Below are 26,514 nucleotides of genomic sequence, written 5' to 3'. Positions count from 1 at the left end.
TTTTTATCTGTATATGCCGAAAAATCAATGTTTTTTATATACAAAATATTCCATATGTAGTATAATTTAGTAAAGGTCAATTTTAGTCAATAAAGGAGGTGCCCTTATTATGAATAATAATATGACAGATATACTTGAACAATATATTAAGAGCTTATTTAATGAAGCTACAGAAGATCATATAATTATAAAAAGAAGTAATGTCGCACAAAAATTTGACTGTGTACCATCTCAATTAAATTATGTTATAAAAACTAGATTCACACCGGAACATGGCTTTATTATTGAAAGTAAACGTGGTGGTGGAGGATTTATCAGAATTACAAAAATAACCCTTCACGCAAATAAAGACTATATAGATTATTTAATTGAGACTGTAGATAATGAAACAATAGAGGTAGATGAGGCTGTAAGACTAGCTAAAATACTACTTGAAAAAGATTATATAGATAAATTTGACTACAATCATTTTATAGATAGTGTTGAAGTGATTACATCTGTTCATAATCAATTTTTAAAACATATTGATGAGGATAGTGTTGAAGAAATGATTCGTCAAACAAAATCGAATTTAAAGGATTTAACTGTAAGATTTTTAACAAATATAAAATATAATAAGAGAGGATAAGGTTATGTACATAAGATTTAATGAGACGGCGCTTATGGTGCTAACTACAGCGAAGGAAGAAGCAAATGATTTTGGAGTTAAAGCTGTAGGAACAGAACATTTATTATTAGCTATGTTAAGTATGAATAATACATTGGGATGCAAAATACTAAATAAAAATGGTGTATATTATGATGATTTTAGAAAAAGTGTAGTAGATTTTTATGAAACAGAATTAGAAGGTACTGATTTTTATCGTAATGTTTTAATGAAGATAGATTATACTAATGGAGCGGTTAGAACTATAGAAAATAGTCAAAGGGTTGCTGATGGCACGTCTAGCTTTGTCGTTACGAGTGAACATTTATTATTATCTTTATTAGAAGAAGAAACTGGAACAGCAGTTCGTTTATTAACTGATAAATTAGGTGCAAATGTTGATCAGATAATTGATGAATTATCTGACTTATTGAAAAAAAGTCAAAGTCTGATTTCTAAATTATATGAAGGTTTCAAAAAAATGGAAGCAGCTGAAGACAGTTCAGCTAAAACTACGACATTGAATTCATTAGCAAAAGATCTTACAAAAGATGCATTTAATAATAAATTAGATCCAGTTATAGCCCGTGATAAAGAAATCACACGTATGATTGAAATATTAAATAGACGTACTAAGAATAACCCGGTGCTAATTGGAGAACCTGGGGTTGGGAAAACGGCAATTGTAGAAGGTTTAGCAGAGAGGATAGTCTCTCAAAATGTACCTAGTAACTTATTAGGTAAGAGAGTAATGGTACTAGATATGGGAACATTAGTTGCCGGAACTAAGTATCGTGGTGAATTTGAAGAAAGACTAAAAAATATTATCGCTGAAATTGAAGATGCAGGGGATATAATATTATTTATAGATGAAATTCATACAATTATCGGTGCAGGTGGAACAGAAGGAAGTGCAGATGCATCAAATATTCTAAAGCCAGCCTTATCACGTGGTTTGATTCAATGTATTGGTGCTACAACAACAGAAGAATATAGGAAATATTTTGAAAAGGATGCTGCTTTAGAACGCCGATTCCAACCAATCAAAGTAGAAGAACCGAGCACTGAAGATTCTATTAAGATTCTTGATGGACTACGTCATAAATATGAAGAACACCATGATGTAGAAATTTTAGATGAAGCTATTGAGTCAGCTGTAAAACTAAGTACAGCATATATTACGGATAGATGTCTACCTGATAAGGCGATTGATCTTATTGATGAAGCTTGTTCTAAAGTTAAATTAAGATTTTATAAATCACCAGAAAAATTAAAAGAATACGAAGAAGAACTAAACCGTTTAAATAAAGAAAAAGATAGAGCGGTAATTAATCAAGAGTTTGAAATAGCCGCTAAAAAACGTGATGAAGCTAATAAAGTAATTAATAAAATTGAAGAATTTAAGATTTCTTGGCAAGATAGCTTATCAAAAGATAAAATTAAGATTAGTGCTGATAACGTAGCAGAAGTACTTGCAGCTTGGACTGGAGTTCCAGTAACCAAATTAACGGAAACAGAAAGTGAACGACTTCTGAAATTAGAAGAGATATTACACAAACGAGTTATCGGTCAAAATGAAGCTGTAGTAAGTTTAGCTAAGGCAGTTAGAAGAGCAAGAAGCGGATTTAAAGCGCCGAATAGACCAATTGGAAGCTTTATTTTCTTGGGACCTACAGGGGTAGGTAAGACAGAACTTGCGAAAAGTTTATCAGAAGCCTTATTTAGCTCGGAAGATAATATGATTCGTATAGATATGAGTGAGTATATGGAGCCACATTCAATTAGTAGATTAGTTGGTGCGCCTCCAGGTTATGTTGGTCATGAAGAAGCGGGACAACTATCAGAACAAGTTCGTCAAAAACCGTATTCTGTAGTACTATTTGATGAAATTGAAAAAGCTCATCCGTCAATCTTTAATATACTATTACAAGTTCTAGATGATGGACGTTTAACTGATGCTTCAGGTCGTGTGGTAGATTTCAAAAATACTATTATCATCATGACTTCAAATGTTGGGGTAAGTGAATTAAATGATCAAAAATTCGTAGGATTTGGTGGAAGTGAATCAATAAAAAATGATTACAAAAATGTTCAAAATACTATGATGGAAGCATTGAAAAAACAATATCGTCCTGAGTTTTTAAATAGAATAGATGATATTATTGTCTTCAAGACTCTTGAAAAAGAAGAATTAGAAAAAATCTCTGAGTTATTAATAGATGGTTTATCTAAGAGATTAGAAGATAGAAACATTACTATTAAACTTACGAAAAAAGCTATGGCCAAAATCGTTGAGGATGGTAGTATAAAAGAGTACGGTGCACGTCCATTAAAACGTAGTATTCAAAAAAATATCGAAGATTTACTAAGTGAAGAATTATTAAGAAATCCTGAATTATCTGGAACTATTAATATTGACTATAAAAATGATGAGTTTGTTGTAAAGAAAACTAAGAGGTAGCTATGGTAAAGGTAAATGTTAAGTATGAATGCAATGCCTGTGGTTATCAAAGTTTGAAATATATGGGTAGATGTCCAAACTGTAAAAAGTGGGCGTCTATGGAGGAAGTAGTTGAGGCAAAAAAAGCTACGAAGCACACAGAATTTGAAGTAAAAACAAATGATACAGAACGTGTAGAAGCTGGGAAATTAAAATCAGTTTCTACACAGGATGTACCTCGAACTCTTACCGATAGCGGAGAACTTAATAGAGTTCTAGGAGGAGGAGTTGTAGGTGGTTCATTAGTTCTTCTAGGAGGAGATCCCGGAATTGGGAAATCTACATTACTTCTTCAAATATCAGCATATTTGGCAAAAGAACATGATGTCCTATATGTTACTGGTGAGGAATCTGTCAGACAGGTAAAAATAAGAGCTGATAGATTAAAAAATGACACTGATGAACTGTTTGTTTATGCGCAAACTGATTTAAATTTAATTTATCAAGTAGTAAAAAAAATAAAACCACAGTTTTTAGTCATCGACTCAATTCAAACAATTTATAATCCTAATATGGAAAATTCGCCAGGGAGTATTACACAGGTTAGAGAATGTACACAGCAACTTATGAAGATTGCAAAAAGTTTAAATATTGCAATTTTTATTGTTGGTCATGTTACTAAGGAAGGAACTATTGCAGGACCACGTATGCTTGAGCATATGGTTGATACTGTGCTGTATTTTGAAGGGGAAGGTCAGCACAGTTATAGAATTCTTAGGGCGGTGAAAAATCGTTTTGGTTCTACGAATGAAATTGGAATTTTTGAGATGAAACATAGTGGGCTAGAAGATTTAGCTAATCCTTCGCAGATGTTCTTAGAAGAACGTAGTAAAAACCTTGCTGGAGCAACTATAATAAGTACTATGGAAGGTAGTAGACCACTTCTTGTAGAAATACAATCATTAACAACACCAACAGCTTTTAATAATCCGCGAAGAATTTCGACTGGATTAGAATATAATAAGTTAATATTATTAATGGCTGTCTTAGAGAAGAAGGCTGGTTATTTACTTCAACAACAAGACGTCTATGTGAAAGTGTCTGGAGGAGTTAAGATTGATGATCCAGCGGTAGACCTAGGTGTAATTATGGCGGTGGCTTCAAGCTTTAAAGATATAGCAGTTGATATGAATGATTGTTTCATTGGTGAAGTTGGACTAACTGGTGAAGTTAGAAGAGTTAGCAGAATTGAACAAAGGATTAATGAGGCGAAAAAACATGGATTTAAACGCGTAATAGTTCCAGTTGGAAATATGAAAAATTCTGATTTCCCAGAAGGAATTGAAATAATACCGGTAAAAGATATACGAGAGTGCTTAGATATAGCATTTGGTAATGTATTTTAATAAAAATTAGAGATGAATAGTTGAGAATCGATATGATTTTCCTATTTATCTCTTTGTATTAAAATTTATAATAATATTTTAAAAAATTTTAAATTTTTTGAGTTTTGTTATGTTAATTTTAAGTAGAATGTAGTAGAATATATAGAAGAGATGTTTTATGTCTCTTGATATATGAATGTATTATTATTAAAGCGTTATTAATAATTTTATATTTTAAATTAAATAATAAAAGGAGTGATTTTTATGTTGAAAAAAGTTTTAATTATTATTTCCTTTTTTCTAGGAATAACAGTAGGAACACTTTCAACTAGTGCATTGATATATTATAATATTTTTGCATCATTGAGTGAGACGATGTTAAGACTTATTGTTACAATTGGAACTACAGTAGTTTTTGTATTAGTGTCTTTATTATTTTCAGATAAATTTGTAGCAATGTTAAAAAGAATCGAAGATCGTCTTACAAATACACCAATACAAAAAATTGTATTTACTACAATTGGACTAATTCTTGGTCTGCTTTTAGCTAGTTTACTATCATCAGGGGTTGATGTAATAGCAGGTGCAGGAATAATGGGAAGAATTATTTCAGCTGTAATATACATCGTTTTTGGATATTTGGGATTGGTATTAGGATATAGACGTGAAGGAGAATTTCTAAATATCTTTACGGCGTTTAAATTTGGAAACAAACCTAAAGAAAAAGAGCAAAAAGTTACTACAAAGAAAGTTTTAGCGAAGGTCGTTGATACGAGTGCATTAATTGATTCACGTATTCAAGATGTTGCTAAAACTGGATTTTTAGAAGGTAAAATTATTGTACCAGAGTTTGTTTTAAAAGAATTACAGCTGATTTCTGATTCTGAAGATCCATTAAAACGAGCAAAAGGTCGTCTTGGTTTAGATTGTGTTGAACATCTTCAAAAAATGAAAGAGATTGATCTTGAAATTGATAATAAGTTTAAATATAACGAGCACAAAGGTGTAGATAACTTATTAATAGACTATGCTCTGAAATATAAATGTGCTATTATAACAACCGATTATAATCTTAACAAACTTGCGACTTTGCAAGCTATTAAAGTACTTAATGTGAATGATTTAAGCAACGCTGTTAAGCCGATGTTAACAACAGGTGAAAGACTTAAAGTACAAGTATTAAGAGAAGGTAAGGAAAATAATCAAGGTGTTGCTTATACAGAAGACGGAACAATGATTGTCGTTGAAAATGGTAAACGTTCAGTTGGTAAAACTGTTGAAGTTGAGGTTCAAAGTGTCTTACAAACATCTTCGGGTAGAATTATCTTCACTAAGATTGTTTAATAAATTTGCTTTTTTTGAAAAAATGTGTTAATATAAAGTGTATTGTATTAACGAATGATTATTTTAGGAGGAGAGTATGCACACTTTTTTAATGACAATGGCAATAGTGAGCAGTATTCTGTTAATTGTAGTAGTTTTATTACAAGAAAGTAAATCTGGAGGATTATCTGGATTAACTGGTGGAGCAGAAGAACTGTTTGGAAAACAAAAAGTAAGAGGTGCTGAATTAGTTTTACAAAGAATTACAGTAGTACTAGGACTAATATTTTTTATATCACTAGTGTGTCTTACTTGGTTAAAATTATAAACTAGACATAAAAACCTAAAATGTAAATTCATTTTAGGTTTATTTTTATAGAAATAATTATGTGTTGTATAATCTAAATTAAGGAGGATTATATGTTAGAAAGAATTGAAAAAATATTTAGAGAAGAAAAAGTATTAAGTATAGAAGATTTAAAAGAAAAATTAAATATTGAATCAGCGAAAGAGTTTGTTGAATTAGTAAAAAATGTTGGAAAGCTAGAGAGAAAATTAGTTGTTACTCAACTACCAAATGAGAAATTTCTTTATGTTAAGGAAGCATTAGAAATTGAAGGGGTCATTAGATTACATCAAAAAGGATTTGCTTTTGTATATTCTGCAGATTTAGGAATAGAGGTATACATTCCTAAAGGTTTCACACAAAGTGCCATGACAGGTGATGTCGTATTAGTGAAAGTAGATAGTGTATATAAGGATGACCGTAATCTTGAAGGAATAGTCCAAAAAGTATTAGAAAGAAATACTAAGTATACAGTTGGTACGTTAACTAATGCTAAGTTTTTCTCTTTTGTTAAAAGTGATGATAAAAATATCGTAAAATATATAAAAATAACAAATGCTAAAAACTTTAATTTAGTTGATGGTAGTAAGGTACTAGTTGAAATTACAGATTATTCAAAGGTTAGCTTTGAAGATCATAAAGGGATTATCATAAAATCAATAGGTCATAAGGATGACCCTGGCGTAGATATTCTTTCAGTAATTTATAAACATAATATTCCAAATGAGTTCCCTCAAGAAGTTTTGGAGCAAACTGAAAAAATAAGTGATGAAATAAAACTTGAAGATAAATATAGAGACTGTACTAATGAAATGGTGGTTACTATTGATGGTGATGATGCTAAAGATTTAGATGATGCTATTTCAGTAGTCAAAACTAAAAAAGGTTATAGATTAAAAGTATTTATAGCTGATGTTAGTAGGTATGTAACCGAAGATAGTCCATTAGATAAAGAGGCAGCCAATAGAGGATGTAGTGTTTATTTAGCTGATAGAGTAGTACCGATGTTACCTAGAAAATTATCTAATAATATTTGTTCGTTAAATCCTCATGTATTACGTTATACAATTTGTTGTGATATCGATTTTAATAGTAAGGGGGACCCTGAAAGTTATGATATTTATCCAGCTGTAATAAAATCTAAAGGAAGATTGACTTATAAAAAAGTTAATGAAGTCTATGCAGAAAACCAAGAAACATTAGAAGAATATAGAGAATACGTGCCTATGCTGAAGACATCTTTAGAATTGTCAACAAAAATTCGTGCTAATAGAGAAACAAGAGGTGCTATTGATTTTGATAAACCGGAATCAAAAGTAGTGGTTGATGAAAATGGAGAAGTTTTAGATATAGTTCTACGTGAAAGAGGTATATCAGAAAGACTAATTGAGGATTTTATGTTAAGTGCTAATGAAGTAATAGGAGAGCATTTCTACTGGATGCAAGTTCCTTTTATTTATCGTATTCACGAAGAGCCTAAAATGGAAAAATTAAGACAGTTCTTTGATATTGCTGCAAGTCTTGGTTATAGAACAAAAGGTAAAATTGAAGAGATTGAACCTTATATGTTAGCAAATATGCTTAGAAAATTTAAAGGTGAAGTTGTAGAAACTATGCTTTCAACAATACTTTTAAGAACAATGAATCAAGCTAGATATTCAATAAATAATATAGGACACTTTGCACTTGCTACGAAGTATTATACGCATTTTACATCACCAATCAGACGTTATCCAGATTTATTAGTGCATAGAATGATTAGAACGTATTTATTTAATGGAGATGTATCTGATCAAGCTATAGATAATTTCATTACTAGATTACCTGATTTGGCTGAAAGTTCATCTGAATATGAAAAACGAGCGGTTGATTGCGAACGTGAAGTTGATAGAATGAAAAAATGTGAGTATATGTTAAAATATCAAGAACAGACATTTAGAGGAATTGTCTCAAGTGTAACTAATTTTGGGGTATTTATAACTCTTGAAAGAAGTAATATTGAAGGATTAGTTCACATTAAAGCGATGAATGATGATTATTACACATATGATCAAAAGAATATGATATTAGTTGGTCGTAGAAAGAAAAAAGTTTATAGACTTGGAGACGAAGTAATTGTAAAAGTAGCAAATGTTGATTTGGAAAATCAAGAGATAGATTTTAAAATACTTAAACACAAATCATTAATTAGTAAAAAATAGAGGATAAGAATATGGATAAAGAAATTAAAGTAATAGCTCAAAATAAAAAAGCTAATCATGATTATTTTATAGAAGAAACTTTTGAAGCAGGATTAGTTTTAACAGGTACAGAAATTAAATCTATTAGAAGAGGGAGAATAAATTTAAAAGATTCATATTGTCAAACGAGATTAGGGGAAATGTTTGTTTATAATATGCATATTTCTCATTTTGAAGAGGGAAATAGATTTAATCATGAACCATTAAGAGTAAGAAAATTATTATTAAAGAAAAAACAAATTGCTTCATTAACTAATGTACAAAATGAAATAGGGATGAGTATAGTTCCTTTGAAACTTTATATCAAGAATGGCTATGCGAAGCTATTAATCGGTGTTGCAAAAGGTAAGAAAAACTATGACAAACGTCATGTATTGAAACAAAAAGAAGCTAATAAAGAGATTAATAGAGTGTTGAAAGACAAGCAGAAATATTAAGTGAACTAAATATTATTTTATTTGATGTTTTAAAAGTATATCGTATTAATATTAATTACGATATGCTTTTTTTCTATAATCTGTATAAAAGTGTAGGAGAAGTGAAGGAGGATTTTCAGGGAATATTTTTTTGATGTAGATTTGTATAACTGTTATAAAAAAAGTTAGGAAAAATTTTCAAAAAAATATAGACTTTTTACATTGGTATAAAAGGATTTTTTAAGAATGTTGTAAAAATAACTAAAAAAACGCTTTACTTTTGAATGAAAGCGTGCTACAATATTAAATGTAATCAAGAAAATCATTAAATAAATACTATCAAATATATCGTGTAAGCAGTAAAAAATATAACAGATAAAAATCTGTTATATATCTGATTAGACAAACAGGAAGGTTTTATTCTAAAATAAAATAAAGATGAATTATTACAATATTTGATTTTTAGTTAATATATAACTTTGTTATTTATAATAATAGATTTTCACAAACCTAACAAAATATATTTATACAAAGGAGAAGTGTATTTATGGAAAAATTCACTCAGTTATTACAGCCAGTGGCTGATAATCTATATGTTTCTGCACTTGTTGCACTAATTCCAATTGTGTTTTATCTAGTAACACTTGCAGGATTAAAAGTAAAAGGTTGGCTAACAGGCTTACTAACTTTAATATTAGCGATTGTAATTGCATGTATATTCTTTAAAATGCCGTTCCACTTCGCAGCATTCTCAACATTCCAAGGAATGGTTTATGGTGCAATGCCTATCGGTTGGATTATTTTAACATCAGTGTTCTTATACAAAATGACTGTTAAAACAGGTCATTTCGGTATCATCAGAGACAGTATTACATCATTAACTGATGACCGTCGTCTTCAAGCATTAATCATTGCTTTCTCATTCGGGGCTTTCTTAGAAGGAGCAGCAGGTTTTGGAGCGCCAGTAGCAATCACAGCTTCATTATTAGTAGGTTTAGGATTTAAACCACTTTATGCAGCAGGTGTTTGTATGATAGCTAATACTGCACCGGTAGCATTCGGGGCTGTAGGAGCACCGGTTACAGCGATGGACGGATTAGCAACTTATGCTAACGGATCACCAATCGCAGCAGCGGAAATCGCAGCGATGATCGGACGTCAATTACCTCTAGTGTCTATCTTCATTCCTTTCTACTTAGTATTAATCATGGCTGGATTCAAGAAAACATTAGAAGTATGGCCTGCATTATTAGTATCAGGTGGATCATTTGCAATTGCACAGTTCGTAAGTTCTAACTTCATGGGAGAACAATTACCTGACATTCTTTCATCATTAGTTTCATTAGTGTCAATAGTTATCTTACTTCAATTCTGGAAACCAAAAACTACTTGGAGATTTGCTGATGAAAAAGAAGTTGATAAAGATGCAGAAGTTACTCCAAAACACAGTTTAAAAGAAGTACTAGTTGCATGGTCACCATTTGTTGTATTAACACTTATCATTTTCATCTGGACAATGAAATCTTCTAAAGCATTCTTCAAAACACTTGCTTTAAATCCGAAGGTACCATTTATCCACAATAATATTATTAGTTCTGTATCAGGAAAAGAAATTGCAGCAGTATTCAAACTTGACCTAGTAGGATCAATCGGTACAGCAATTTTAGTAGCAGCGCTAATCTCTAAGTTTATTATTAAAATTAGTTGGAAAGATGCAGGTGCAACTTTTATTCAAACATTTAATGAAGTTAAAATTGCATTGTTAACAATCTGTTTCGTAGTAGGATTTGCATACATCATGAATGCATCAGGTATGTCTAATACTCTAGGATACGCGCTAGCAGCAACAGGTGGAGCATTTAAATTCCTATCACCAGCTCTTGGATGGATTGGAGTGTTCATTACTGGTTCTGATACATCAGCTAACTTACTATTTGCTAAATTACAACAAGTTACAGCTAGCCAAGTAGGAATGGATCCATTATTAGCGGTAGCAGCTAACGCATCTGGAGGAGTAGTAGGTAAAATGATTTCTCCACAATCTATCGCAGTAGCAGCTGCAGCGGTTGGGCTAGTAGGTAGAGAATCAGACTTACTGAAATTCACAGTTAAACACAGTTTCATCCTGTTAATAATTGTGTGTGCTATCATCGCACTTCAATCAACAGGAGTACTTGGATGGATGATTCCAGTACACCCATAATAAAGAAAAATATTAAGGAAGATCGAGTTATACTCGGTCTCCTTTTCTTTGTTTAAGATGAGATAGAGAAAATACCGACTTTCCAAGGTTTAATTTCATGTTCTCTTAAAATATTGAAAGTGCTTTGTAAATTAACAAAAATAAAAATATTTCAAAATAAGGTGTTTTCACTAGTATATTTGTTTACAATAAAGGAAAATAGTGGTATTATTGATAAGTTAGATTAAATATTATATGAATTAAACATTCGATATATTTTATAAAGTAAGAACAAGGAGAAAAAAATGTCAGTACAATTAAGAGATGATGTAAGAAATATTGCTATTATAGCTCACGTTGACCATGGTAAAACTACACTGGTTGATGAATTATTAAAACAATCAGGAATTTTCCGCTCAAACGAGCACGTAGAAGAAAGAGCTATGGACTCTAATGATTTAGAAAGAGAACGTGGTATTACCATCTTAGCAAAAAATACAGCTATCGATTATAAAGGTAAGAGAATTAATATTCTTGATACACCAGGACACGCCGACTTCGGTGGAGAAGTAGAACGTATTATGAAAATGGTAGACGGTGTTCTTTTAGTAGTAGATGCTTATGAAGGAACAATGCCTCAAACACGTTTCGTTCTTAAAAAGGCTTTAGAACAAAACTTAAAACCAATCGTCGTTGTAAATAAAATCGATAAACCTTCAGCTCGTCCAGAAGAAGTAGTAGATGAAGTTATTGATTTATTCATAGAGTTAGGTGCAAATGATGAGCAACTTGAATTCCCAGTTGTTTATGCATCAGCTATTAATGGAACAGCTTCTTTAGAAAGTGATCCAAGTGCTCAAGAAGAAAACATGCAATGTTTATATGAAACAGTAATTGATTATGTTCCAGCACCAAAAGATAATAGAGATGAACCACTTCAATTCCAAGTAGCTCTATTAGACTACAATGACTATGTTGGACGTATTGGTATTGGACGTGTATTCCGTGGAAGTATGAAAGTAGGGGAATCTGTATCTCTTATGAAACTTGACGGAACAGTGAAAAACTTCCGTGTGACTAAGATTTTTGGTTACTTTGGATTAAAACGTGAAGAAATCCAAGAAGCGCATGCAGGGGATATCGTTGCAGTAAGTGGTATGGATGATATTAACGTTGGGGAAACAGTTTGTCTAACAGATCATCAAGAAGCACTACCAGTACTTCACATTGATGAACCAACACTTCAAATGACTTTCTTAGTTAATAACTCACCATTTGCAGGTAAAGAAGGTAAGTTTGTTACGGCTCGTAAATTAGAAGATAGATTAATGCAACAATTAGAAACTGACGTTTCATTACGTGTAGAACCTAATACAAGTGATTCTTGGGTTGTTAGTGGACGTGGAGAACTTCATTTATCGATTCTTATCGAAAACTTACGCCGTGAAGGTTACGAGCTTCAAGTATCTAAACCAGAAGTAATTATCCGTAACATTGATGGTGTTGATTGTGAACCAGTTGAACGTGTTCAAGTTGATGTACCAGATGAAAGTGTTGGTGCTGTTATTGAGTCATTAGGTCAACGTAAAGGTGATATGGTAGATATGCAAGCGGATGGAAATGGGCAAACTCGTCTTATCTTTAACGTTCCAGCGCGTGGACTTATTGGATATTCTACAGAATTCATGTCTATGACTAAAGGATATGGTATCATTAACCACACATTCGATTCTTACCAACCAATGCAAAAAGGACGTGTTGGTGGACGTCGTAATGGTGTATTAGTAGCTCTTGAAAATGGTCAAGCTACAGCATACTCTATCTCAAGTTTAGAAGATCGTGGTACAGTATTTATCGAACCAGGTACTGATGTATATGGTGGTATGATTGTTGGAGAAAATAGCCGTGAAAATGACTTAACAGTTAACATCACAAAAGCTAAAGCTCAAACAAACGTACGTTCTTCTACAAAAGATCAAACAGTAACACTTAAAAAAGCTCGTATTATGACTTTAGAAGAAAGTCTTGAGTACTTAAGTGATGATGAATACCTAGAGGTAACTCCAGAGTCAATTCGTCTACGTAAAAAAGAATTAGATAAAGCAGCTCGTGAAAAAGCAGCTCGTAAAGCTAAATATTCAGAAGAATAAAATAAAAAAACTTTCGAAGTAGATAACTATTTCGAAAGTTTTTTTAGTATGTATATAGAAAACGGGAGTGACTCGAAATCGTGATTTCTGAGAAATCGATTTTGTAAAATCATCCCGCAATGGTTTATTAGATTTTTATAAGGCGAATTTAGATATCCATAAGCCGCTGGATTCTCTCAATAAACTTTTTTTGAATTTAGGTCTTGTGGATTAGCCTCGTTTTTATGTATTACTGATTTTTAATTTCTAGGTTACCATCTTTTAAAGAGATATTATCTCCTTCTTTAACTTTTTCATATTGTTCTTTGGTAACAGAAACATATTTTGTATCTCCATCTTTAGTCTTAATTTCTAGCATATATACAGGAACTTTTGAATCTTTTACATTATCAACTAACTCTTTTTGTTGATCGCTAGCATGGATGTGATTATGTGAAGTCGCTGAATTAAATAATGTATACCATAGTAACATATTAGTTATGTTGCTACCTGAGAAGAATCCACTACTTCTATAATTATTATTTATATAATCTGTATATTGTTTTTTATAGCCTTGATTATTGTAGCTATTGTAATCTTTGTTATATGAACCACCTGAGTTTTTTGTAAAGTTTTTTGTAGTGTTTGTAGTTGGTTTACTGCTTGATGTAGAAGCAGTAGGTTTCGAACTAGAGTTACTACTTGATGGTTTAGAAGAACTAGGTTTTGAACTAGGTCTTGGAGCACTTGGTCTTGCTGATGTTCCTTTAGCTTCAATTAGATTGACACTTGATGCACTGATTGTAGAAAAAATTAATGCAGAAGTAAGGAATACACTTGTTATTTTTTTTATCGTATTATTTTTCATAGTATTATCCTTTCAAAAATTAATTGTTTTCTGTTGTACGTTTAGCGACGACAGTTCCTTCAATATTTTCTTGAGAACCTGACTCGCTTTTTACAGTATTTTCTATGTTAGTTTTATCATCTATTTTATTGTCATCTTTAGAATTATTATTAAAGTAATAATATAGACCAAAACCAATAATTGTAATTGTTAGTAAAGTAATAAATGTTTTTAAAAATCTAGCCATACTAGAATCCTCCTAATACGTAACCTTTCATATCTAATGCACGTTTTAGTCTATCGTATTCAGAAGCTGGTACTTCAAGTTCATCACCATTTACTTGAGTAATAGTCGCGTATTCAGCGTTTAGTTCTTTCCAAATATCCACGATGTTATTTAAGTTAATTAATCCACGATTTCCATCGATTAGAGTAATTTCAAACCAATTCATAAAATTACCTCCTTTATTATTATGATTAAATTATATCATAGTTTTTAAGAAAAAAATAGTAAAGTAGGCACAGTGCTGTATTTTTGATAAATTTTTAGTAAATAACCTATGACTCTTATAAGTAAAATTAATGTATATTTTTAGAAAATTTGATATAATTGAGTTAAGAATAATTTATAGTGAGGACAGGATGATGAAAATATCTGTTATAGGTTCGGGAAGTTGGGGAACTGCCTTATCTCAGGCAGTGGTAGATAATGGTCATGAATTACGCTTATATTCGCGAAGTGAAAAAACAAGAGATGAAATAAATGGAAATCATACAAATAGTAGGTATTTAAAAAATGCTGTTTTACCAGAAGGGGTTGTGGCAACGAGTAATTTAAAAGAAGCTGTCGAATTTGCAGAGGTAATAGTTATAGCAGTTCCTACTAAAGTTATGAGAGAAGTAGCAAGGGATATTAATAATTATTTAGAGCGTCCCAAGTTTATTATCCATGTATCTAAAGGTTTAGAGATGGAAACAAATAAGAGGATGTCAGAGGTAATAGCTGATGAGATTGATAGTGATAAATTAAAAGGGGTTGGAGTACTTAGTGGTCCATCTCATGCTGAAGAATTAATATTAAGAAATCCTACAGTCGTTGCCATTGCATCTAAAAATGATGAATTAAATAAAATAGCTCAGGATATTTTTCATAATAAATATTTTAGAATTTATGTTAATAAAGATATAATAGGTGTTGAAGTTGGTGGGGCACTCAAAAATATAATTGCATTAGGGTGTGGAATCATTGATGGAATGTCCTATGGTGATAATGCAAAAGCGGCGTTATTAACACGTGGGTTAATCGAAATAACACGATTAGGGAAGAAGCTAGGAGCTGATGAAATGACTTTCTTAGGGCTTGGAGGAATAGGTGATTTAGTAGTAACGTGTACCTCTAAACACTCAAGAAACTATAATTGTGGCTATTTAATCGGACAAAGTTATACATTAGAAGAAGCTATAGAGAAATTAGATATGGTTGCCGAAGGTGTAAGAACTACGAAAGTTTGTTATTTCCTTTCTAAAAAATTTGATGTTTATATGCCAATAACAGAAAATATTTATAAAGTATTGTATGAAGGACTAAGTATTAAAGACTGCGTTAATAATCTTATGAATAAAATGGCAGCAGAAGAATTAAACAAATTTGAGTAAAATAAGGTTACATATTATCAAATAAAATCCAAAAAAGTAAAAAAACTGTCGAAAATTTAGTAAAAATGCTAAAAAACACTAAAATTCGTTAATAAAACCTTGATTATTAGCGATTTATATGGTAATATTTAATAAGTGAAACGGGAGAACCGTTACTCAATAATGGAGGTAAAGAATTAATGAACAAATCAGAATTAATTTCAAAAGTTGCTGAGAAATCAGGACTACAAAAAAAACAAGCAACTGCTGCTATCGAAGCATTCGTAGAAACAGTTGAAGAAACTTTAGCTAAAGGTGAAAAAATCCAAATTATCGGATTTGGTAACTTTGAAGTTAGAGAAAGAGCTGCTCGTAAAGGACGCAACCCTCAAACTAACGAAGTTATTGAAATCGCTGCAAGCAAAGTTCCTGCTTTCAAAGCTGGTAAAGCTCTTAAAGACGCAGTTAAATAATAACAATTTAATTCAAAAAAGAGGAGTTACTACTTAGTAGCTCTTTTTTTTATAAAAATGGAGGATAGTTTTGAAAAATAAAGAACAATCACAAGAACTTATAAAAACATTATTAGAAAATATTGGAGAAGATACATCTAGAGCTGGATTACTAGATACACCAAAAAGATGTGTAAAAATGTATGAAGAGTTATTATCTAAAACAAATGTAGATCCGAAAGAAGAAATAAATACATTTTTTGAATCAGATAATGACGAGCCTATTTTAGTAAAAGACATTCAGTTCTACTCTCTATGTGAACACCATATGTTACCGTTCTATGGAGTATGTCACATAGCTTATGTGCCAAATAATAAGAAAATTACAGGGCTTAGTAAATTAGCTCGCCTTGTAGAGAGTGCTAGTCGAAGACTTCAAATTCAAGAAGATATGACACTGATGCTTGTAAATGCAATAGAAGAACAATTACAGCCAAAAGGTGTGTATGTAATTATAGAAGCTGAACACATGTGTATGGCTATGCGTGGAATTAAGAAAATTGGATCAAAAACAGTGACTAGTAAGAAAACTGGCATTTTCTTAGAAGATACAGAATTAGTTAAGGACATTCAATATAAAATTAAGTTATAGTATTAATAGGGGTAGATTATGAAAGAAAGTAGCTATATTATTATTAGAGCTGAAGTCGATAATGTAAAAGTAATTACGAAAAAGACGAATAATGAAGAAGCTCTAGAGATACTAAATAAGGGAGAAGTTATTATTCTAAATATTTTTGATAATATCGTAAACTTTAAAGTACAGGGAAGAGCAAGAATAGTATCAAATTTAGATCAAGTAATTTCGGAATAAAGAGATTAACCTACACAGGCTAACAGTAGCTTGTGTAGGTTTTATATGAAAATATAGTGAAACTATTGTAAAGAGAAGTAATGTTATATATAATAGATTATGATAATACTGAAATACATATTAGAAAGGAGAACTATGGTACTTGAAAATAAACTTGGTATAACAGAAAGCTCAGTTTTAGCACGTGAAGAAGAACGTCTTAGTAAGAAAAAAGCGGTCAAATTATTTACAGATGAGTTACTGAAAAATAAAGAAGTAGGTAAATTCTCTACTTTATCCTTTATACATAAATGTTTATTTGAAGAAATCTATGATTTTGCAGGAAAAGTAAGAAATGTTAATATAGCAAAAGGGGATTTTCGTTTTGCGCCTGTTATGTTTTTAGATTCTTCTTTAAAACATATTGATGAAATGCCGCAAGGTACTTTTGAAGAGATAGTAGAAAAATATGTTGAAATGAATATAGCCCATCCATTTCGTGAAGGTAATGGTCGAGCTACACGCTTGTGGTTAGATCATATACTAAAGAATCAAATTCAAAAGGTAATTGATTGGAATAAGATTGATAAAGAGGACTATTTATTAGCAATGCAACGCAGTCCAATTAGAGATATAGAAATTAAACATGTATTAAGAGCTGCACTTATAAGTGAAATTAATGATAGGGAGATTTACATGAAGGGGCTTGATGCAAGTTATTATTATGAAGGATATATAGTTTATAATTCAAAAGATTTATATTAGAAGATAAATAAAAAAAAGTTCGCAGAAATTTTCCTGCGAACTTTTTATCGTTTTACTAGAATAGTAATTTATCTGCTCCACCTAGTTTGTAGTCTAGAGCTGCCATAGCAAGTACGTTAATGAAGTGCCATGGACGGTCAAATTCTGGTTGGAAGAATATATCAGCAAGAGCTAATTGTTCTAATGTCCATTCTGATGAGATAGCTATAGATAAAGCTGCGATAGCACTAGAAACGTCATATTTAGACATTAATTGAGCTCCTAGAACTCTGTGTGTATCTTCATCGAAGTAAATTTTCATGTGAACTAGATTGTTTTCTTTTCTCATGAAATCTGGGTAAATTCTTTCTTCTACATATTTAGAAGCTACTTTACCATCGTGTAGGCAAACACCGTTTTGAGATAATCCAGTACTTACAAATTTGTAATCAAAGAATGATAATGCAGAAGTACCATTTACTGCAGGCATTTTAGTTTTAGTACCCATAGCATTTAATGCAGCTACAACACCTTGACGGCGAGCTAAAGTAGCAAGAGCTATTGGTAATTCTCCACGTGTTGGAGCGTATGGAAGAAGAGTAGAGTCTCCTCCAGCGTATACATCTTTAGCAGATGTTTCTAAGTATTCGTTAGTAACAACAAAACCACGTTCTGTCATTTCTAATTCTTCATTTAACCAAGATGCATCTGGACGAACACCAACAGAAACGATAACTGTATCTGCTTCGTATTCACCTTTATCTGTTACTACAGCAGTAACTTTTCCATTTTCACCTTTGAATGAAAGAACTTTTTCTCCACCACGAACTTTAAGGTTGTGTTTAGCACCTTCTTCAGTAAGAATATCAGTAAGTTCTTGGTCTAAGTATGTATTTAAGATTCTTGGTGCAAAGTCAACGATTGTTACATCGATACCGTGTTTTGCATAAGATTCTGCAACTTCAAGACCGATGTATCCACCACCAACTACAACAGCTTTTTTACTGTTTTGCATACAATCGTATACTGCTTGAGTGTCTTCAGGACCACGGAAAGTGTGGATATTTTCTAATTCAATTCCTTCGAATGGTGGTTTAACTGCAACCCCACCAGGACTTAATAATAATTTATCATAAGATTGTTTTTCTTCACCAGCTGGTGTTTTAACAACAACATATTTTTCTTTTGAGTTTAATCCTACAACATCGCTGTTACAGTGGATGTTGATACCTTGTGAACGGTAAGACTCCTCTGTTGCAAAGTGTAGTTCAGATAACGCTTTAGATGTCCCATCTAAATAAGATTGGCTACCTCAACCCATAAATGATGCTCCAGCGCCTCTTTCGTATAAGTGAATTTCAGCGTTAGGCTCGTTTTTTAAAATAGTTTGAACAGCTTCGTAACCGAAGTGAGATGTTCCAACAACTACATATTTCATATATTTTCCTCCTGATTAATATTTTTTAATATTTAAATTTTTCCCGTATAATTATAATATTATACAAGTAGCATTATAACATATAATGCTATAATATAAAAATAATAAGCATTGGAAAAAACCTTTAAAATAGTGTTGTTATCGTTTTATTATATTTTAAGATATGTTTCTGATTATAAAAAATTTTGTTAAATATTTATTTCAAATGATAGAGGATAATGAGTATATTTAAACTATATAAATTTTATGATTTGACTTTTTTTGACTTTTGTTTTATTATAGATTTCAGTAGAAATATAAAATACAAATAAAATTTTTATAAGAGGTTATTAATATGATTAAACCATTATTTGATAATGTATTATTAAAAAAAGTAGAGGAAGAAAAAGCAACAACTAGTGGAATAGTTTTAGCTTCAAAAGAAGAAACTTCAAATATTGCGATTGTAGTTGCTTTAGGAGAAAGTTGTTTATTATCAAAAGATAATGATGGAGAACTAACTGCTGGAAGTAGAGTAGTATTTTCAGATAATTATAAAAAAGTTAATTTTAAAAATGAAGAGTACTATTTAGTAAATGAGGAAGAAGTTCTAGCTGTTATTGAAGATTAGTACTGTTACTTTTTTGAAAACTGATATTAATGAAAATTAGGAGGAAACATGGTTAAAGAATTAAAATTTTCAGAAGATGCTCGCCAATCGATGAAAGTTGGTGTGGATAAATTAGCAAATGCTGTCAAAATTACATTAGGACCAAAAGGACGAAATGTTGTATTAGATAGAAAATTTGGTTCTCCATTAATCACAAATGATGGAGTATCAATTGCCAAGGAAATAGAATTAGAAGATCCATATGAAAATATGGGTGCAAAATTAGTTGCTGAAGTTGCTAATAAAACAAATGAAATCGCAGGTGATGGAACTACGACTGCAACAATTCTTGCGCAGGCTATGATAACTGAAGGACTAAAAAACGTTACTAGTGGTGCTAATCCTATCGGTATAAGAAAAGGTATGGAAAGAGCGGTGAAAGTAGCTGTTGAACGTCTTCGTGAAATTAGCGTAACGGTTGATTCTAAAGATAAAATTGCTCAAGTAGGAGCTATTTCAGCTGCTGATGAAGAAATAGGAAAATTCATTTCAGAAGCTATGGATAAAGTTGGTAATGATGGTGTTATTACTATTGAAGAATCTCAAGCGTTAGATACTACTTTAGAAGTTGTAGAAGGGATGCAGTTTGATAGAGGATATTTATCACCGTATATGGTAAGTGATACAGAAAAAATGATTGCTGATTTAGATAACCCTTATGTTCTTGTTACTGATAAAAAAATCAGTGCTGTTCAAGAAATCTTACCAGTATTAGAAGAAGTAGTTGCAGCAGCGAAACCATTGTTGATTATTGCAGATGATGTTGAACAGGAAGCTGTAGCAACACTTGTTGTCAATAAACTTCGTGGTACATTTAATGTTGTTGCAGTAAAAGCTCCAGGATTTGGAGAAAGAAGAAAAGCAATCTTAGAAGATATCGCTATTCTAACAGGTGGTACCTTGATAACTGATGATTTAGGTTTAGAATTAAAAGATGCTAACATAACAATGCTTGGGAAAGCTGCTAAAGTAAATGTTACTAAAGATAACACTGTTATTGTTGGTGGTAAAGGTGATAAAGAAAAAATCGAAAGTAGAACACAACAGATTAAAGTACTTTATGCAGAATCAAGTTCTGAATTCGATCGTGAAAAATTACAAGAAAGATTGGCAAAACTATCAGGAGGAGTAGCTGTAATTAAAGTTGGAGCTGCCACTGAGACTGAATTAAAAGAGAGAAAATTAAGAATAGAAGATGCTTTAAATTCAACTAGAGCTGCAGTAGAAGAAGGTATTGTTCCTGGTGGAGGAACTGCTCTTGTTCAAGTAATTTCTGAGGTTGAAAAATTAGAAGCAACTGGTGATGAGCAAACAGGAATAAATATTATTAAAAAAGCTCTTGAAGCACCAGTTCGTCAAATTGCAGAAAATGCTGGATTAGAAAGTAGTGTTATTGTAGCTAAGCTTAAAGAAGTCGAAGTTGGATATGGATTTAATGCTGCGACTGAAGAGTGGGTTGATATGATAAAAGCTGGAATAGTTGATCCAACGAAAGTTACGCGTTCGGCATTACAAAATGCTGCGAGTGTATCAAGTTTATTTTTATCAACAGAAGCTGTTGTAGCCGATGTTTCAAAAGATGAACCAATGCAACCTCAAATGCCAATGATGTAAAACAAATAATTTGAATAATTGGCTATGATATTATAAAATAAATTCATAAGTATTAAAGGAGACAGAAACAATGAGAGAAATCACAGATAAAGAATTTTTTGAATTATCAAAAACTGATAGTGTAAAAGTATTTGACTTTTGGGCACCTTGGTGTGGTCCATGTAAAATGTTAGCACCAGTATTAGAAGAAGTTTCAAACGAATTTACTAACATTGAATTCTATAAAATCAATGTAGATGAAAATCAAGAAGCTGCTGGTGAATTTGGAATTATGTCAATTCCTACACTATTAATCATGAAAAATGGTGAAGTACTAGAAGAAAAAACTGGATACCAACCAAAAGAAGCATTAGTAGAATTACTATCTAAATTCTAATAGAAAAAAGGGGCTGACCCAAAAGTCCTAAAATTTAACAAAGTTCATATGAAAACTCATAGACGCAGTGGTTTATTGATATCTAAATTCGCTTTATAAAAGCTTTTTAGATATCTAATAAACTGTGCGGGGGTGACTCTAAAAAAATCGATTTCTCTGAAATCACAATTTTTGAGTCACTCCCTTTTTTTATAAAGAGAAAACAAGGAATAGCGTGAAGTTAAGCTATTCCTTGTTTTTTAATTAATTAATAATTTTTTAAATATTGATCAATTTCCCAATCGGTAACTTGAGTTCTGAATGAATCCCATTCGATTGATTTTGCTTCTATAAAGTTATAGAAGATGTGATCTCCTAATGCATCTTTCATAATAGGTGAAGTTGATAATTCTTTTAGTGCTGTATATAGTGTTGAAGGTAATTCATCAATACTGTTTGCTATTCTTTCTTCATGAGTCATTACATAGATATTACTTCTAACTTCAGCAGCTGGAACTAATTTATTTTCAATTCCGTCTAAACCTGCTGCTAAGATTGTTGTCATTGCTAAGTATGGGTTTGCAGCTGGGTCTACTGATCTAACTTCTACACGTGTAGATTTACCACGTGCAGCAGGAATACGAACTAGAGGTGAACGATTTGAAGTTGACCATGCAACATAACATGGTGCTTCATAACCAGGAACTAGACGTTTGTATGAGTTTACAGTTGGATTACATACTGCTGTGAAACTACGAGCATGTTTAAGAATCCCAGCGATAAAGTGTGATGCTACTTCACTTAATCCATTTTCGCTGTTTTCATCATAAAAGCTGTTTTCACCGTTACTGAACATAGAGACGTTACAGTGCATTCCAGATCCATTAATACCAAAAATTGGTTTTGGCATGAATGTTGCGTGTAAACCGTGTTTTCTAGCAATAGTTTTTACAATTAATTTAAATGTTTGAATATTATCACAAGCTGAAATCACATCATCATATTTGAAGTCGATTTCGTGTTGACCTGGAGCAACTTCGTGGTGACTTGCTTCAATATCAAACCCTAGACGTTCAAGTTCAAGAACGATGTCACGGCGTACGTTTTCTCCTAAATCAACAGGAGCAAGATCGAAATAACCACCATTATCATTTAATTCTAAACTTGGTTCACCATTTTCTTTTAATCTAAATAAGAAAAATTCTGGTTCTGGTCCAAGGTTTAAAGTATCAAAACCTAATTTTTTCATTCTTTCAAGTGTTCTTTTTAAATTACCACGAGGATCACCAGCAAATGGTTTTCCATCTACAGTATAAACATCACAGATAAAACGAGCTACTTTACCGTACTCACTATCCCATGAAAAAACTAAGAATGTATTTAAATCAGGATAAAGATACATGTCACTTTCTTCAATTCGTACAAAACCTTCAATTGATGAACCATCAAACATCATTTTATTATCTAATACTTTTTCAATTTGACTAACTGGAACTTCCACGTTTTTTATTGTTCCTGTGATGTCAGTAAATTGTAATCTGATATACTTAACGTTTTCATCTTCAATTCTTTTTATTATTTCTTCTCTAGTAATAGTTTTAGTCATGTTGTCTCCTTGTTTATGTAAAAAATATAGCATTAAAATTTATTTTTTTTATTATTATAAAATCTAGATAAATCACCACGTCCTATAGAGCGTTCGCGAGGTAATCCGTTCGGTCCTGCAAAAATATCGTTATGGATAATTTGTCTAATTTGTATAGTTTCAGCAGATACTTCTTTTTGGTTAATAATTTCATCGATAGCTTTCAGATTGAAGCCTTTTGTAAGTAGATCTTTTATTGTTAATAGTTTATCGATATCATTAAAAGAAAAAAGCCTAGTGTTACCTTCAGTACGTTTTGGAGTAAAGAGTTTTTTTTCTTCATAGTATCTTATTTGTCTTGCAGTAAGCTGTGTAATCTTTGTTACTACACTTATAGAAAAAACCGGAAGATTTTTTTGTAATTCTTTGAACCCCATACTAGCACCTCTCTAATTAGATTTTTGTGAAATAAAAATATTTTATATCTATATAGTATAATAACAAATAAAAGTAAGAAAATAAAGTGTATGTTATAAAATCTAACATATAAATTTTCTATGAATTTACTTTGGAATGATGTAAGTAATTTTTTTATAAATAAATCTGAAAGTATGTTTAAAAATTTTGAAAATCATGATAAAATAAAGTTATATTAAAAAGAAAGGATGATAGTATGGCAATAGTTTTATCTGTTATGGTTTTTATTATAACATTTGTGTTGTTACTAGGTTCATATATAGTTCTAGTTGCTAATAATAAAATAAAAAGAAGACGTATGGATAAAGTATTGAAATTGGTAGCAGCGTATAGTCTAGTTACTGCGTTAGTATATTGCTATCAGTATTTATACTTATAATAAATATTATAATTAAATATTAAGTTTGGATGTGAAAATTTTGAAAAAAGATTCCTTATTTAAAGGGACTGCTATACTTAGTTTAAGTTTAATTTTAACAAAGATTTTAGGTGCAGTGTATCTAATTCCTTTTTATCAGATAATTGGTGGAGAGGAACAAATGGCTTTATTCAACTATGGATATAGTTACTATGCAACTATACTAGAGATTTCAGGCGCAGGAACCCCACTTGCAATAGCAAAATTGGTTGCAAAATATAATGCAGTGGGAGCTTATAGTGTTAGTAGAAGGATATATAGGCTAGGTTCTTGGCTACTAGTAGTTATGGGAATAGTTGGTTTTTGTATCTTATTTTTTGGTTCAGGATTTATATCGGATCAAATTCTTATAAGTAACCAACAAAAATTTACCCCACAAGAAGGAGCATTAGTTCTTAAAAGTTTAAGTTTCGGAGTACCGTTGGTTTTAATATCAGCAGGTATTAGAGGTTTATTCCAGGGGCATGAGATAATGTTACCTTCAGCGTTGAGCCAATTTATTGAGCAAGTAGCTCGTATTGCATTTATGCTAGGTGCTACTTATTTTATTATGAGAGTTTTAGGTTATGGAGTAGTTGAAGGAAATGTTAGTGCCACATTTGCAGCGGCAGTCGGGGCTGTTTTTTCTTTAATTACACTTTTCTTTTTTTATACTAAATATAGAAGAAATTTAGATTTTAATATAGATGAAGATGAAGTACAACTTGATATTCCTACAGTATCATTAGTGAAGGAATTTTTCTCGGTATCTATACCATTTATATTTATAGTTGGGTTATTTCCAATTCTAAATATTATAGATCAACATAATTTTATTCATGGGATGACTCAAATAGGAAAGGCTGATATAGTAGATGGGAGATTTTCAGCACTGCAACTTGTTAATAAAGTAGTAATGATTGCTGTAGCTATAGCTCCGGCTTTCTCTAGTACTTTTTTACCTTCTATAACTAGATTGTTTGCACAAGGGGATAAAGTAAGTGTTAGTAGTCAAATAAATAGAGTAGTTTTAGCTCTTTTGATGATTGTACTGCCAGCACTTGTAGGAATGTATGTCCTTGCTGATCCTATTTACTCGACTTTTTATAGTAGAAGTTTAGAAAATGCTGCTTTATTAAGGTTTTATCTGCCGCTAGCGGTATTATATTCAATATATAGTTTAACTAGTATAATTATGCAGGCTGTTAATAAGCAACTATTAAACTTTGTAGCGATTATAGTGGGGTTGGTAGTTAAGTATGTAACTATTACTCCATTTGTAATGAAATTTGAGACAAATGGTGTGATTTTATCTTCAATCACAACTTATCTTGTGATGATTAGTATAAACTTAGTTATTATCAATACTGTGGTTAGACTTAGAATTTTTGAGTTCATTTCAAGGTTATTTATAATTTTATGCAGTTGTTTCATTATGTTTATTACAGTAGCTGCGATATATGAATCAATTTTGTCTAATTTTGTTATTGAATCGAAAATTTCAAGTATGATTTTAATTATGATATGTGCGATTTTTGGTGGTATTATTTATTTCATCAGTATAACTATGATGAAATTTGATGAATATTTATTCGGTAAAAAGATTACACTATCATCATTAAGAAATCTAAGGAGAAGAGTATAGTGAGGCTAGATAAATTTATTAGCTCAACTACAACACTAAGTAGAGCAGAAGCGAAAAAAATTATTAAAAAGGGAATATTAATTAATGATATTTTAATAAAGAGTCCTGATTATAAGGTTGATGAAATCAATGATCAGGTAATGGTGAATGGGAATAGGTTAGTTTATCAAAAATATGTTTATATTATGATGAATAAGCCTAAGGATACTGTATCTGCAACAGAAGATGCGATTGAAAAAACAGTTGTGGATATTTTAAAAGAAGAAGATCGCATTCATAAGGTATTTCCAGTAGGTAGACTTGATAAGGATACTGAAGGACTTATGTTACTGACAAATGATGGAGAGTTAGCTCATAGATTGATCACCCCTAAGAAAGATGTAGTAAAAAAATATTATGTTGAGGTAAGTGGAGAACTTAAAGAAGAGCATCTATCAATTGTTGAAGCTGGTGTTATCCTAGAAGATGGATATAAATGTAAGCCCGCGCGTCTAGAAATATTAGAAAGTAGCGAGAACAAAAGTAGAGCAAATATATACATAACAGAGGGAAAATTTCATCAAGTAAAAAGAATGATGAAATCACTAGAAACAACAGTAACATATTTAAAAAGAATATCTATAGGAGAATTAATACTAGATGGAAATTTAGAATTAGGTGAATATAGATACTTAACAAATGAAGAACTAGATAAATTAAATAAATAATGGAGGGAT

Annotated in this window: 26 protein-coding genes; 20 read left to right on the top strand and 6 right to left on the bottom strand. The window is 31.2% G+C overall.

What is annotated here, in order from left to right; genetic code table 11:
- Positions 1-109 precede the first annotated feature (109 nt).
- The 9 genes from ACO6OL_RS04870 to typA all read left to right on the top strand — a co-directional run bounded on the left by ACO6OL_RS04870 (position 110) and on the right by typA (position 13,128).
- Positions 110-628: a CtsR family transcriptional regulator gene (locus ACO6OL_RS04870; protein WP_485502317.1), complete on the top strand. Its 519-nt coding sequence runs from the start codon at positions 110-112 to the stop codon at positions 626-628.
- Between the two features lie 4 nt (positions 629-632).
- The gene (locus tag ACO6OL_RS04865; RefSeq protein ID WP_314160751.1) at positions 633-3,107 is read left to right on the top strand and encodes an ATP-dependent Clp protease ATP-binding subunit; all 2,475 of its coding nucleotides are present in this window, start codon (positions 633-635) and stop codon (positions 3,105-3,107) included.
- A 2-nt stretch (positions 3,108-3,109) separates the two neighbouring features.
- The gene (gene radA, locus ACO6OL_RS04860) at positions 3,110-4,492 is read left to right on the top strand and encodes a DNA repair protein RadA (protein ID WP_485502316.1); all 1,383 of its coding nucleotides are present in this window, start codon (positions 3,110-3,112) and stop codon (positions 4,490-4,492) included.
- A gap of 243 nt (positions 4,493-4,735) precedes the next feature.
- Positions 4,736-5,815 carry a PIN/TRAM domain-containing protein gene (locus ACO6OL_RS04855; RefSeq protein ID WP_314160888.1) on the top strand — a complete coding sequence of 360 codons (1,080 nt, stop codon included), beginning with the start codon at positions 4,736-4,738 and terminating at the stop codon, positions 5,813-5,815.
- A gap of 76 nt (positions 5,816-5,891) precedes the next feature.
- Positions 5,892-6,122: a preprotein translocase subunit SecG gene (secG, locus tag ACO6OL_RS04850; RefSeq protein ID WP_003144724.1), complete on the top strand. Its 231-nt coding sequence runs from the start codon at positions 5,892-5,894 to the stop codon at positions 6,120-6,122.
- A gap of 92 nt (positions 6,123-6,214) precedes the next feature.
- Positions 6,215-8,341, top strand: coding sequence for a ribonuclease R (gene rnr / locus ACO6OL_RS04845; RefSeq protein ID WP_485502315.1), 2,127 nt, complete (start codon positions 6,215-6,217; stop codon positions 8,339-8,341).
- An 11-nt stretch (positions 8,342-8,352) separates the two neighbouring features.
- Positions 8,353-8,817: an SsrA-binding protein SmpB gene (gene smpB / locus ACO6OL_RS04840; protein ID WP_485502314.1), complete on the top strand. Its 465-nt coding sequence runs from the start codon at positions 8,353-8,355 to the stop codon at positions 8,815-8,817.
- Positions 8,818-9,343: 526 nt separating this feature from the next.
- Positions 9,344-10,999, top strand: a complete 1,656-nt coding sequence (locus ACO6OL_RS04835; protein WP_314160891.1) for an L-lactate permease — start codon at positions 9,344-9,346, stop codon at positions 10,997-10,999.
- A 284-nt stretch (positions 11,000-11,283) separates the two neighbouring features.
- Positions 11,284-13,128 (top strand): translational GTPase TypA, encoded by a 1,845-nt coding sequence (gene typA / locus ACO6OL_RS04830; protein WP_485502313.1) that lies wholly within the window; start codon positions 11,284-11,286, stop codon positions 13,126-13,128.
- A gap of 229 nt (positions 13,129-13,357) precedes the next feature.
- Here typA and ACO6OL_RS04825 read toward each other — a convergent pair whose 3' ends face one another.
- From ACO6OL_RS04825 to ACO6OL_RS04815, 3 genes are read right to left on the bottom strand one after another with little or no spacing between them, the layout of a single operon-like run.
- Positions 13,358-13,975 (bottom strand): hypothetical protein, encoded by a 618-nt coding sequence (locus tag ACO6OL_RS04825; protein WP_485502312.1) that lies wholly within the window; start codon positions 13,973-13,975, stop codon positions 13,358-13,360.
- 19 nt (positions 13,976-13,994) lie between these two features.
- Complete coding sequence (locus tag ACO6OL_RS04820) at positions 13,995-14,201, bottom strand: hypothetical protein (RefSeq protein WP_485502311.1); 207 nt, start codon at positions 14,199-14,201, stop codon at positions 13,995-13,997.
- 1 nt (position 14,202) lies between these two features.
- Entirely contained in the window at positions 14,203-14,406 is a 204-nt protein-coding gene (locus tag ACO6OL_RS04815) for a hypothetical protein (RefSeq protein ID WP_314083913.1), read from the bottom strand.
- A 190-nt stretch (positions 14,407-14,596) separates the two neighbouring features.
- Here ACO6OL_RS04815 and ACO6OL_RS04810 point away from each other — a divergent pair, with 190 nt between their 5' ends.
- From ACO6OL_RS04810 to fic, 5 genes are all read left to right on the top strand, one after another.
- Entirely contained in the window at positions 14,597-15,610 is a 1,014-nt protein-coding gene (locus tag ACO6OL_RS04810) for an NAD(P)H-dependent glycerol-3-phosphate dehydrogenase (RefSeq protein WP_485502310.1), read from the top strand.
- A 179-nt stretch (positions 15,611-15,789) separates the two neighbouring features.
- Positions 15,790-16,062, top strand: a complete 273-nt coding sequence (locus ACO6OL_RS04805; RefSeq protein WP_003144688.1) for an HU family DNA-binding protein — start codon at positions 15,790-15,792, stop codon at positions 16,060-16,062.
- A 70-nt stretch (positions 16,063-16,132) separates the two neighbouring features.
- Positions 16,133-16,693 carry a GTP cyclohydrolase I FolE gene (gene folE, locus ACO6OL_RS04800; RefSeq protein WP_060914163.1) on the top strand — a complete coding sequence of 187 codons (561 nt, stop codon included), beginning with the start codon at positions 16,133-16,135 and terminating at the stop codon, positions 16,691-16,693.
- A gap of 18 nt (positions 16,694-16,711) precedes the next feature.
- Positions 16,712-16,915 carry a trp RNA-binding attenuation protein MtrB gene (mtrB, locus tag ACO6OL_RS04795; RefSeq protein ID WP_003146887.1) on the top strand — a complete coding sequence of 68 codons (204 nt, stop codon included), beginning with the start codon at positions 16,712-16,714 and terminating at the stop codon, positions 16,913-16,915.
- A gap of 135 nt (positions 16,916-17,050) precedes the next feature.
- A complete protein-coding gene (fic, locus tag ACO6OL_RS04790; protein ID WP_485502309.1) occupies positions 17,051-17,659 on the top strand; it encodes a protein adenylyltransferase Fic in 609 nt (202 codons plus the stop codon).
- A gap of 55 nt (positions 17,660-17,714) precedes the next feature.
- Here the strand turns inward: fic and ACO6OL_RS04785 are convergent, their stop codons facing one another.
- Positions 17,715-19,076: an FAD-dependent oxidoreductase gene (locus ACO6OL_RS04785; RefSeq protein WP_485502308.1), complete on the bottom strand. Its 1,362-nt coding sequence runs from the start codon at positions 19,074-19,076 to the stop codon at positions 17,715-17,717.
- A 334-nt stretch (positions 19,077-19,410) separates the two neighbouring features.
- Here ACO6OL_RS04785 and ACO6OL_RS04780 point away from each other — a divergent pair, with 334 nt between their 5' ends.
- From ACO6OL_RS04780 to trxA, 3 genes are all read left to right on the top strand, one after another.
- A complete protein-coding gene (locus ACO6OL_RS04780) occupies positions 19,411-19,686 on the top strand; it encodes a co-chaperone GroES (protein ID WP_485502307.1) in 276 nt (91 codons plus the stop codon).
- 48 nt (positions 19,687-19,734) lie between these two features.
- Entirely contained in the window at positions 19,735-21,339 is a 1,605-nt protein-coding gene (groL, locus tag ACO6OL_RS04775; protein WP_314160786.1) for a chaperonin GroEL, read from the top strand.
- Between the two features lie 70 nt (positions 21,340-21,409).
- Positions 21,410-21,715, top strand: coding sequence for a thioredoxin (gene trxA, locus ACO6OL_RS04770; protein ID WP_485502306.1), 306 nt, complete (start codon positions 21,410-21,412; stop codon positions 21,713-21,715).
- Positions 21,716-21,962: 247 nt separating this feature from the next.
- Here trxA and glnA read toward each other — a convergent pair whose 3' ends face one another.
- Both glnA and ACO6OL_RS04760 read right to left on the bottom strand, forming a co-directional pair.
- Positions 21,963-23,300 carry a type I glutamate--ammonia ligase gene (gene glnA, locus ACO6OL_RS04765; protein ID WP_485502305.1) on the bottom strand — a complete coding sequence of 446 codons (1,338 nt, stop codon included), beginning with the start codon at positions 23,298-23,300 and terminating at the stop codon, positions 21,963-21,965.
- A gap of 32 nt (positions 23,301-23,332) precedes the next feature.
- Positions 23,333-23,716 carry a MerR family transcriptional regulator gene (locus ACO6OL_RS04760; protein ID WP_314160788.1) on the bottom strand — a complete coding sequence of 128 codons (384 nt, stop codon included), beginning with the start codon at positions 23,714-23,716 and terminating at the stop codon, positions 23,333-23,335.
- 236 nt (positions 23,717-23,952) lie between these two features.
- Between ACO6OL_RS04760 and ACO6OL_RS04755 the strand changes: the two genes are divergently transcribed.
- From ACO6OL_RS04755 to ACO6OL_RS04745, 3 genes are read left to right on the top strand one after another with little or no spacing between them, the layout of a single operon-like run.
- Entirely contained in the window at positions 23,953-24,135 is a 183-nt protein-coding gene (locus ACO6OL_RS04755) for a hypothetical protein (protein ID WP_314160789.1), read from the top strand.
- 31 nt (positions 24,136-24,166) lie between these two features.
- On the top strand, positions 24,167-25,798 hold the full coding sequence (locus tag ACO6OL_RS04750) for a putative polysaccharide biosynthesis protein (RefSeq protein WP_314160790.1): 1,632 nt from the start codon (positions 24,167-24,169) through the stop codon (positions 25,796-25,798).
- Positions 25,798-26,505, top strand: a complete 708-nt coding sequence (locus ACO6OL_RS04745) for a pseudouridine synthase (protein ID WP_314160791.1) — start codon at positions 25,798-25,800, stop codon at positions 26,503-26,505. Before ACO6OL_RS04750 ends, ACO6OL_RS04745 begins: the two co-directional genes overlap by 1 nt.
- Positions 26,506-26,514 lie beyond the last annotated feature (9 nt).

The sequence above is a fragment of the Gemella sp. genome, assembly GCF_057272915.1.
The sequence above is the reverse complement of the archived record's forward strand: the minus strand, read 5'-3'. Positions and strand labels throughout refer to the sequence as shown.

What these genes read in the sequence shown, in the direction of transcription:
- ACO6OL_RS04870 (WP_485502317.1), top strand. Translation starts at nt 110, where the DNA reads ATGAATAATAATATGACAGATATACTTGAACAATATATTAAGAGCTTA.
- ACO6OL_RS04865 (WP_314160751.1), top strand. Translation starts at nt 633, where the DNA reads ATGTACATAAGATTTAATGAGACGGCGCTTATGGTGCTAACTACAGCG.
- radA (WP_485502316.1), top strand. Translation starts at nt 3,110, where the DNA reads ATGGTAAAGGTAAATGTTAAGTATGAATGCAATGCCTGTGGTTATCAA.
- ACO6OL_RS04855 (WP_314160888.1), top strand. Translation starts at nt 4,736, where the DNA reads ATGTTGAAAAAAGTTTTAATTATTATTTCCTTTTTTCTAGGAATAACA.
- secG (WP_003144724.1), top strand. Translation starts at nt 5,892, where the DNA reads ATGCACACTTTTTTAATGACAATGGCAATAGTGAGCAGTATTCTGTTA.
- rnr (WP_485502315.1), top strand. Translation starts at nt 6,215, where the DNA reads ATGTTAGAAAGAATTGAAAAAATATTTAGAGAAGAAAAAGTATTAAGT.
- smpB (WP_485502314.1), top strand. Translation starts at nt 8,353, where the DNA reads ATGGATAAAGAAATTAAAGTAATAGCTCAAAATAAAAAAGCTAATCAT.
- ACO6OL_RS04835 (WP_314160891.1), top strand. Translation starts at nt 9,344, where the DNA reads ATGGAAAAATTCACTCAGTTATTACAGCCAGTGGCTGATAATCTATAT.
- typA (WP_485502313.1), top strand. Translation starts at nt 11,284, where the DNA reads ATGTCAGTACAATTAAGAGATGATGTAAGAAATATTGCTATTATAGCT.
- ACO6OL_RS04825 (WP_485502312.1), bottom strand. Translation starts at nt 13,975, where the DNA reads ATGAAAAATAATACGATAAAAAAAATAACAAGTGTATTCCTTACTTCT.
- ACO6OL_RS04820 (WP_485502311.1), bottom strand. Translation starts at nt 14,201, where the DNA reads ATGGCTAGATTTTTAAAAACATTTATTACTTTACTAACAATTACAATT.
- ACO6OL_RS04815 (WP_314083913.1), bottom strand. Translation starts at nt 14,406, where the DNA reads ATGAATTGGTTTGAAATTACTCTAATCGATGGAAATCGTGGATTAATT.
- ACO6OL_RS04810 (WP_485502310.1), top strand. Translation starts at nt 14,597, where the DNA reads ATGATGAAAATATCTGTTATAGGTTCGGGAAGTTGGGGAACTGCCTTA.
- ACO6OL_RS04805 (WP_003144688.1), top strand. Translation starts at nt 15,790, where the DNA reads ATGAACAAATCAGAATTAATTTCAAAAGTTGCTGAGAAATCAGGACTA.
- mtrB (WP_003146887.1), top strand. Translation starts at nt 16,712, where the DNA reads ATGAAAGAAAGTAGCTATATTATTATTAGAGCTGAAGTCGATAATGTA.
- fic (WP_485502309.1), top strand. Translation starts at nt 17,051, where the DNA reads ATGGTACTTGAAAATAAACTTGGTATAACAGAAAGCTCAGTTTTAGCA.
- ACO6OL_RS04780 (WP_485502307.1), top strand. Translation starts at nt 19,411, where the DNA reads ATGATTAAACCATTATTTGATAATGTATTATTAAAAAAAGTAGAGGAA.
- groL (WP_314160786.1), top strand. Translation starts at nt 19,735, where the DNA reads ATGGTTAAAGAATTAAAATTTTCAGAAGATGCTCGCCAATCGATGAAA.
- trxA (WP_485502306.1), top strand. Translation starts at nt 21,410, where the DNA reads ATGAGAGAAATCACAGATAAAGAATTTTTTGAATTATCAAAAACTGAT.
- glnA (WP_485502305.1), bottom strand. Translation starts at nt 23,300, where the DNA reads ATGACTAAAACTATTACTAGAGAAGAAATAATAAAAAGAATTGAAGAT.
- ACO6OL_RS04760 (WP_314160788.1), bottom strand. Translation starts at nt 23,716, where the DNA reads ATGGGGTTCAAAGAATTACAAAAAAATCTTCCGGTTTTTTCTATAAGT.
- ACO6OL_RS04755 (WP_314160789.1), top strand. Translation starts at nt 23,953, where the DNA reads ATGGCAATAGTTTTATCTGTTATGGTTTTTATTATAACATTTGTGTTG.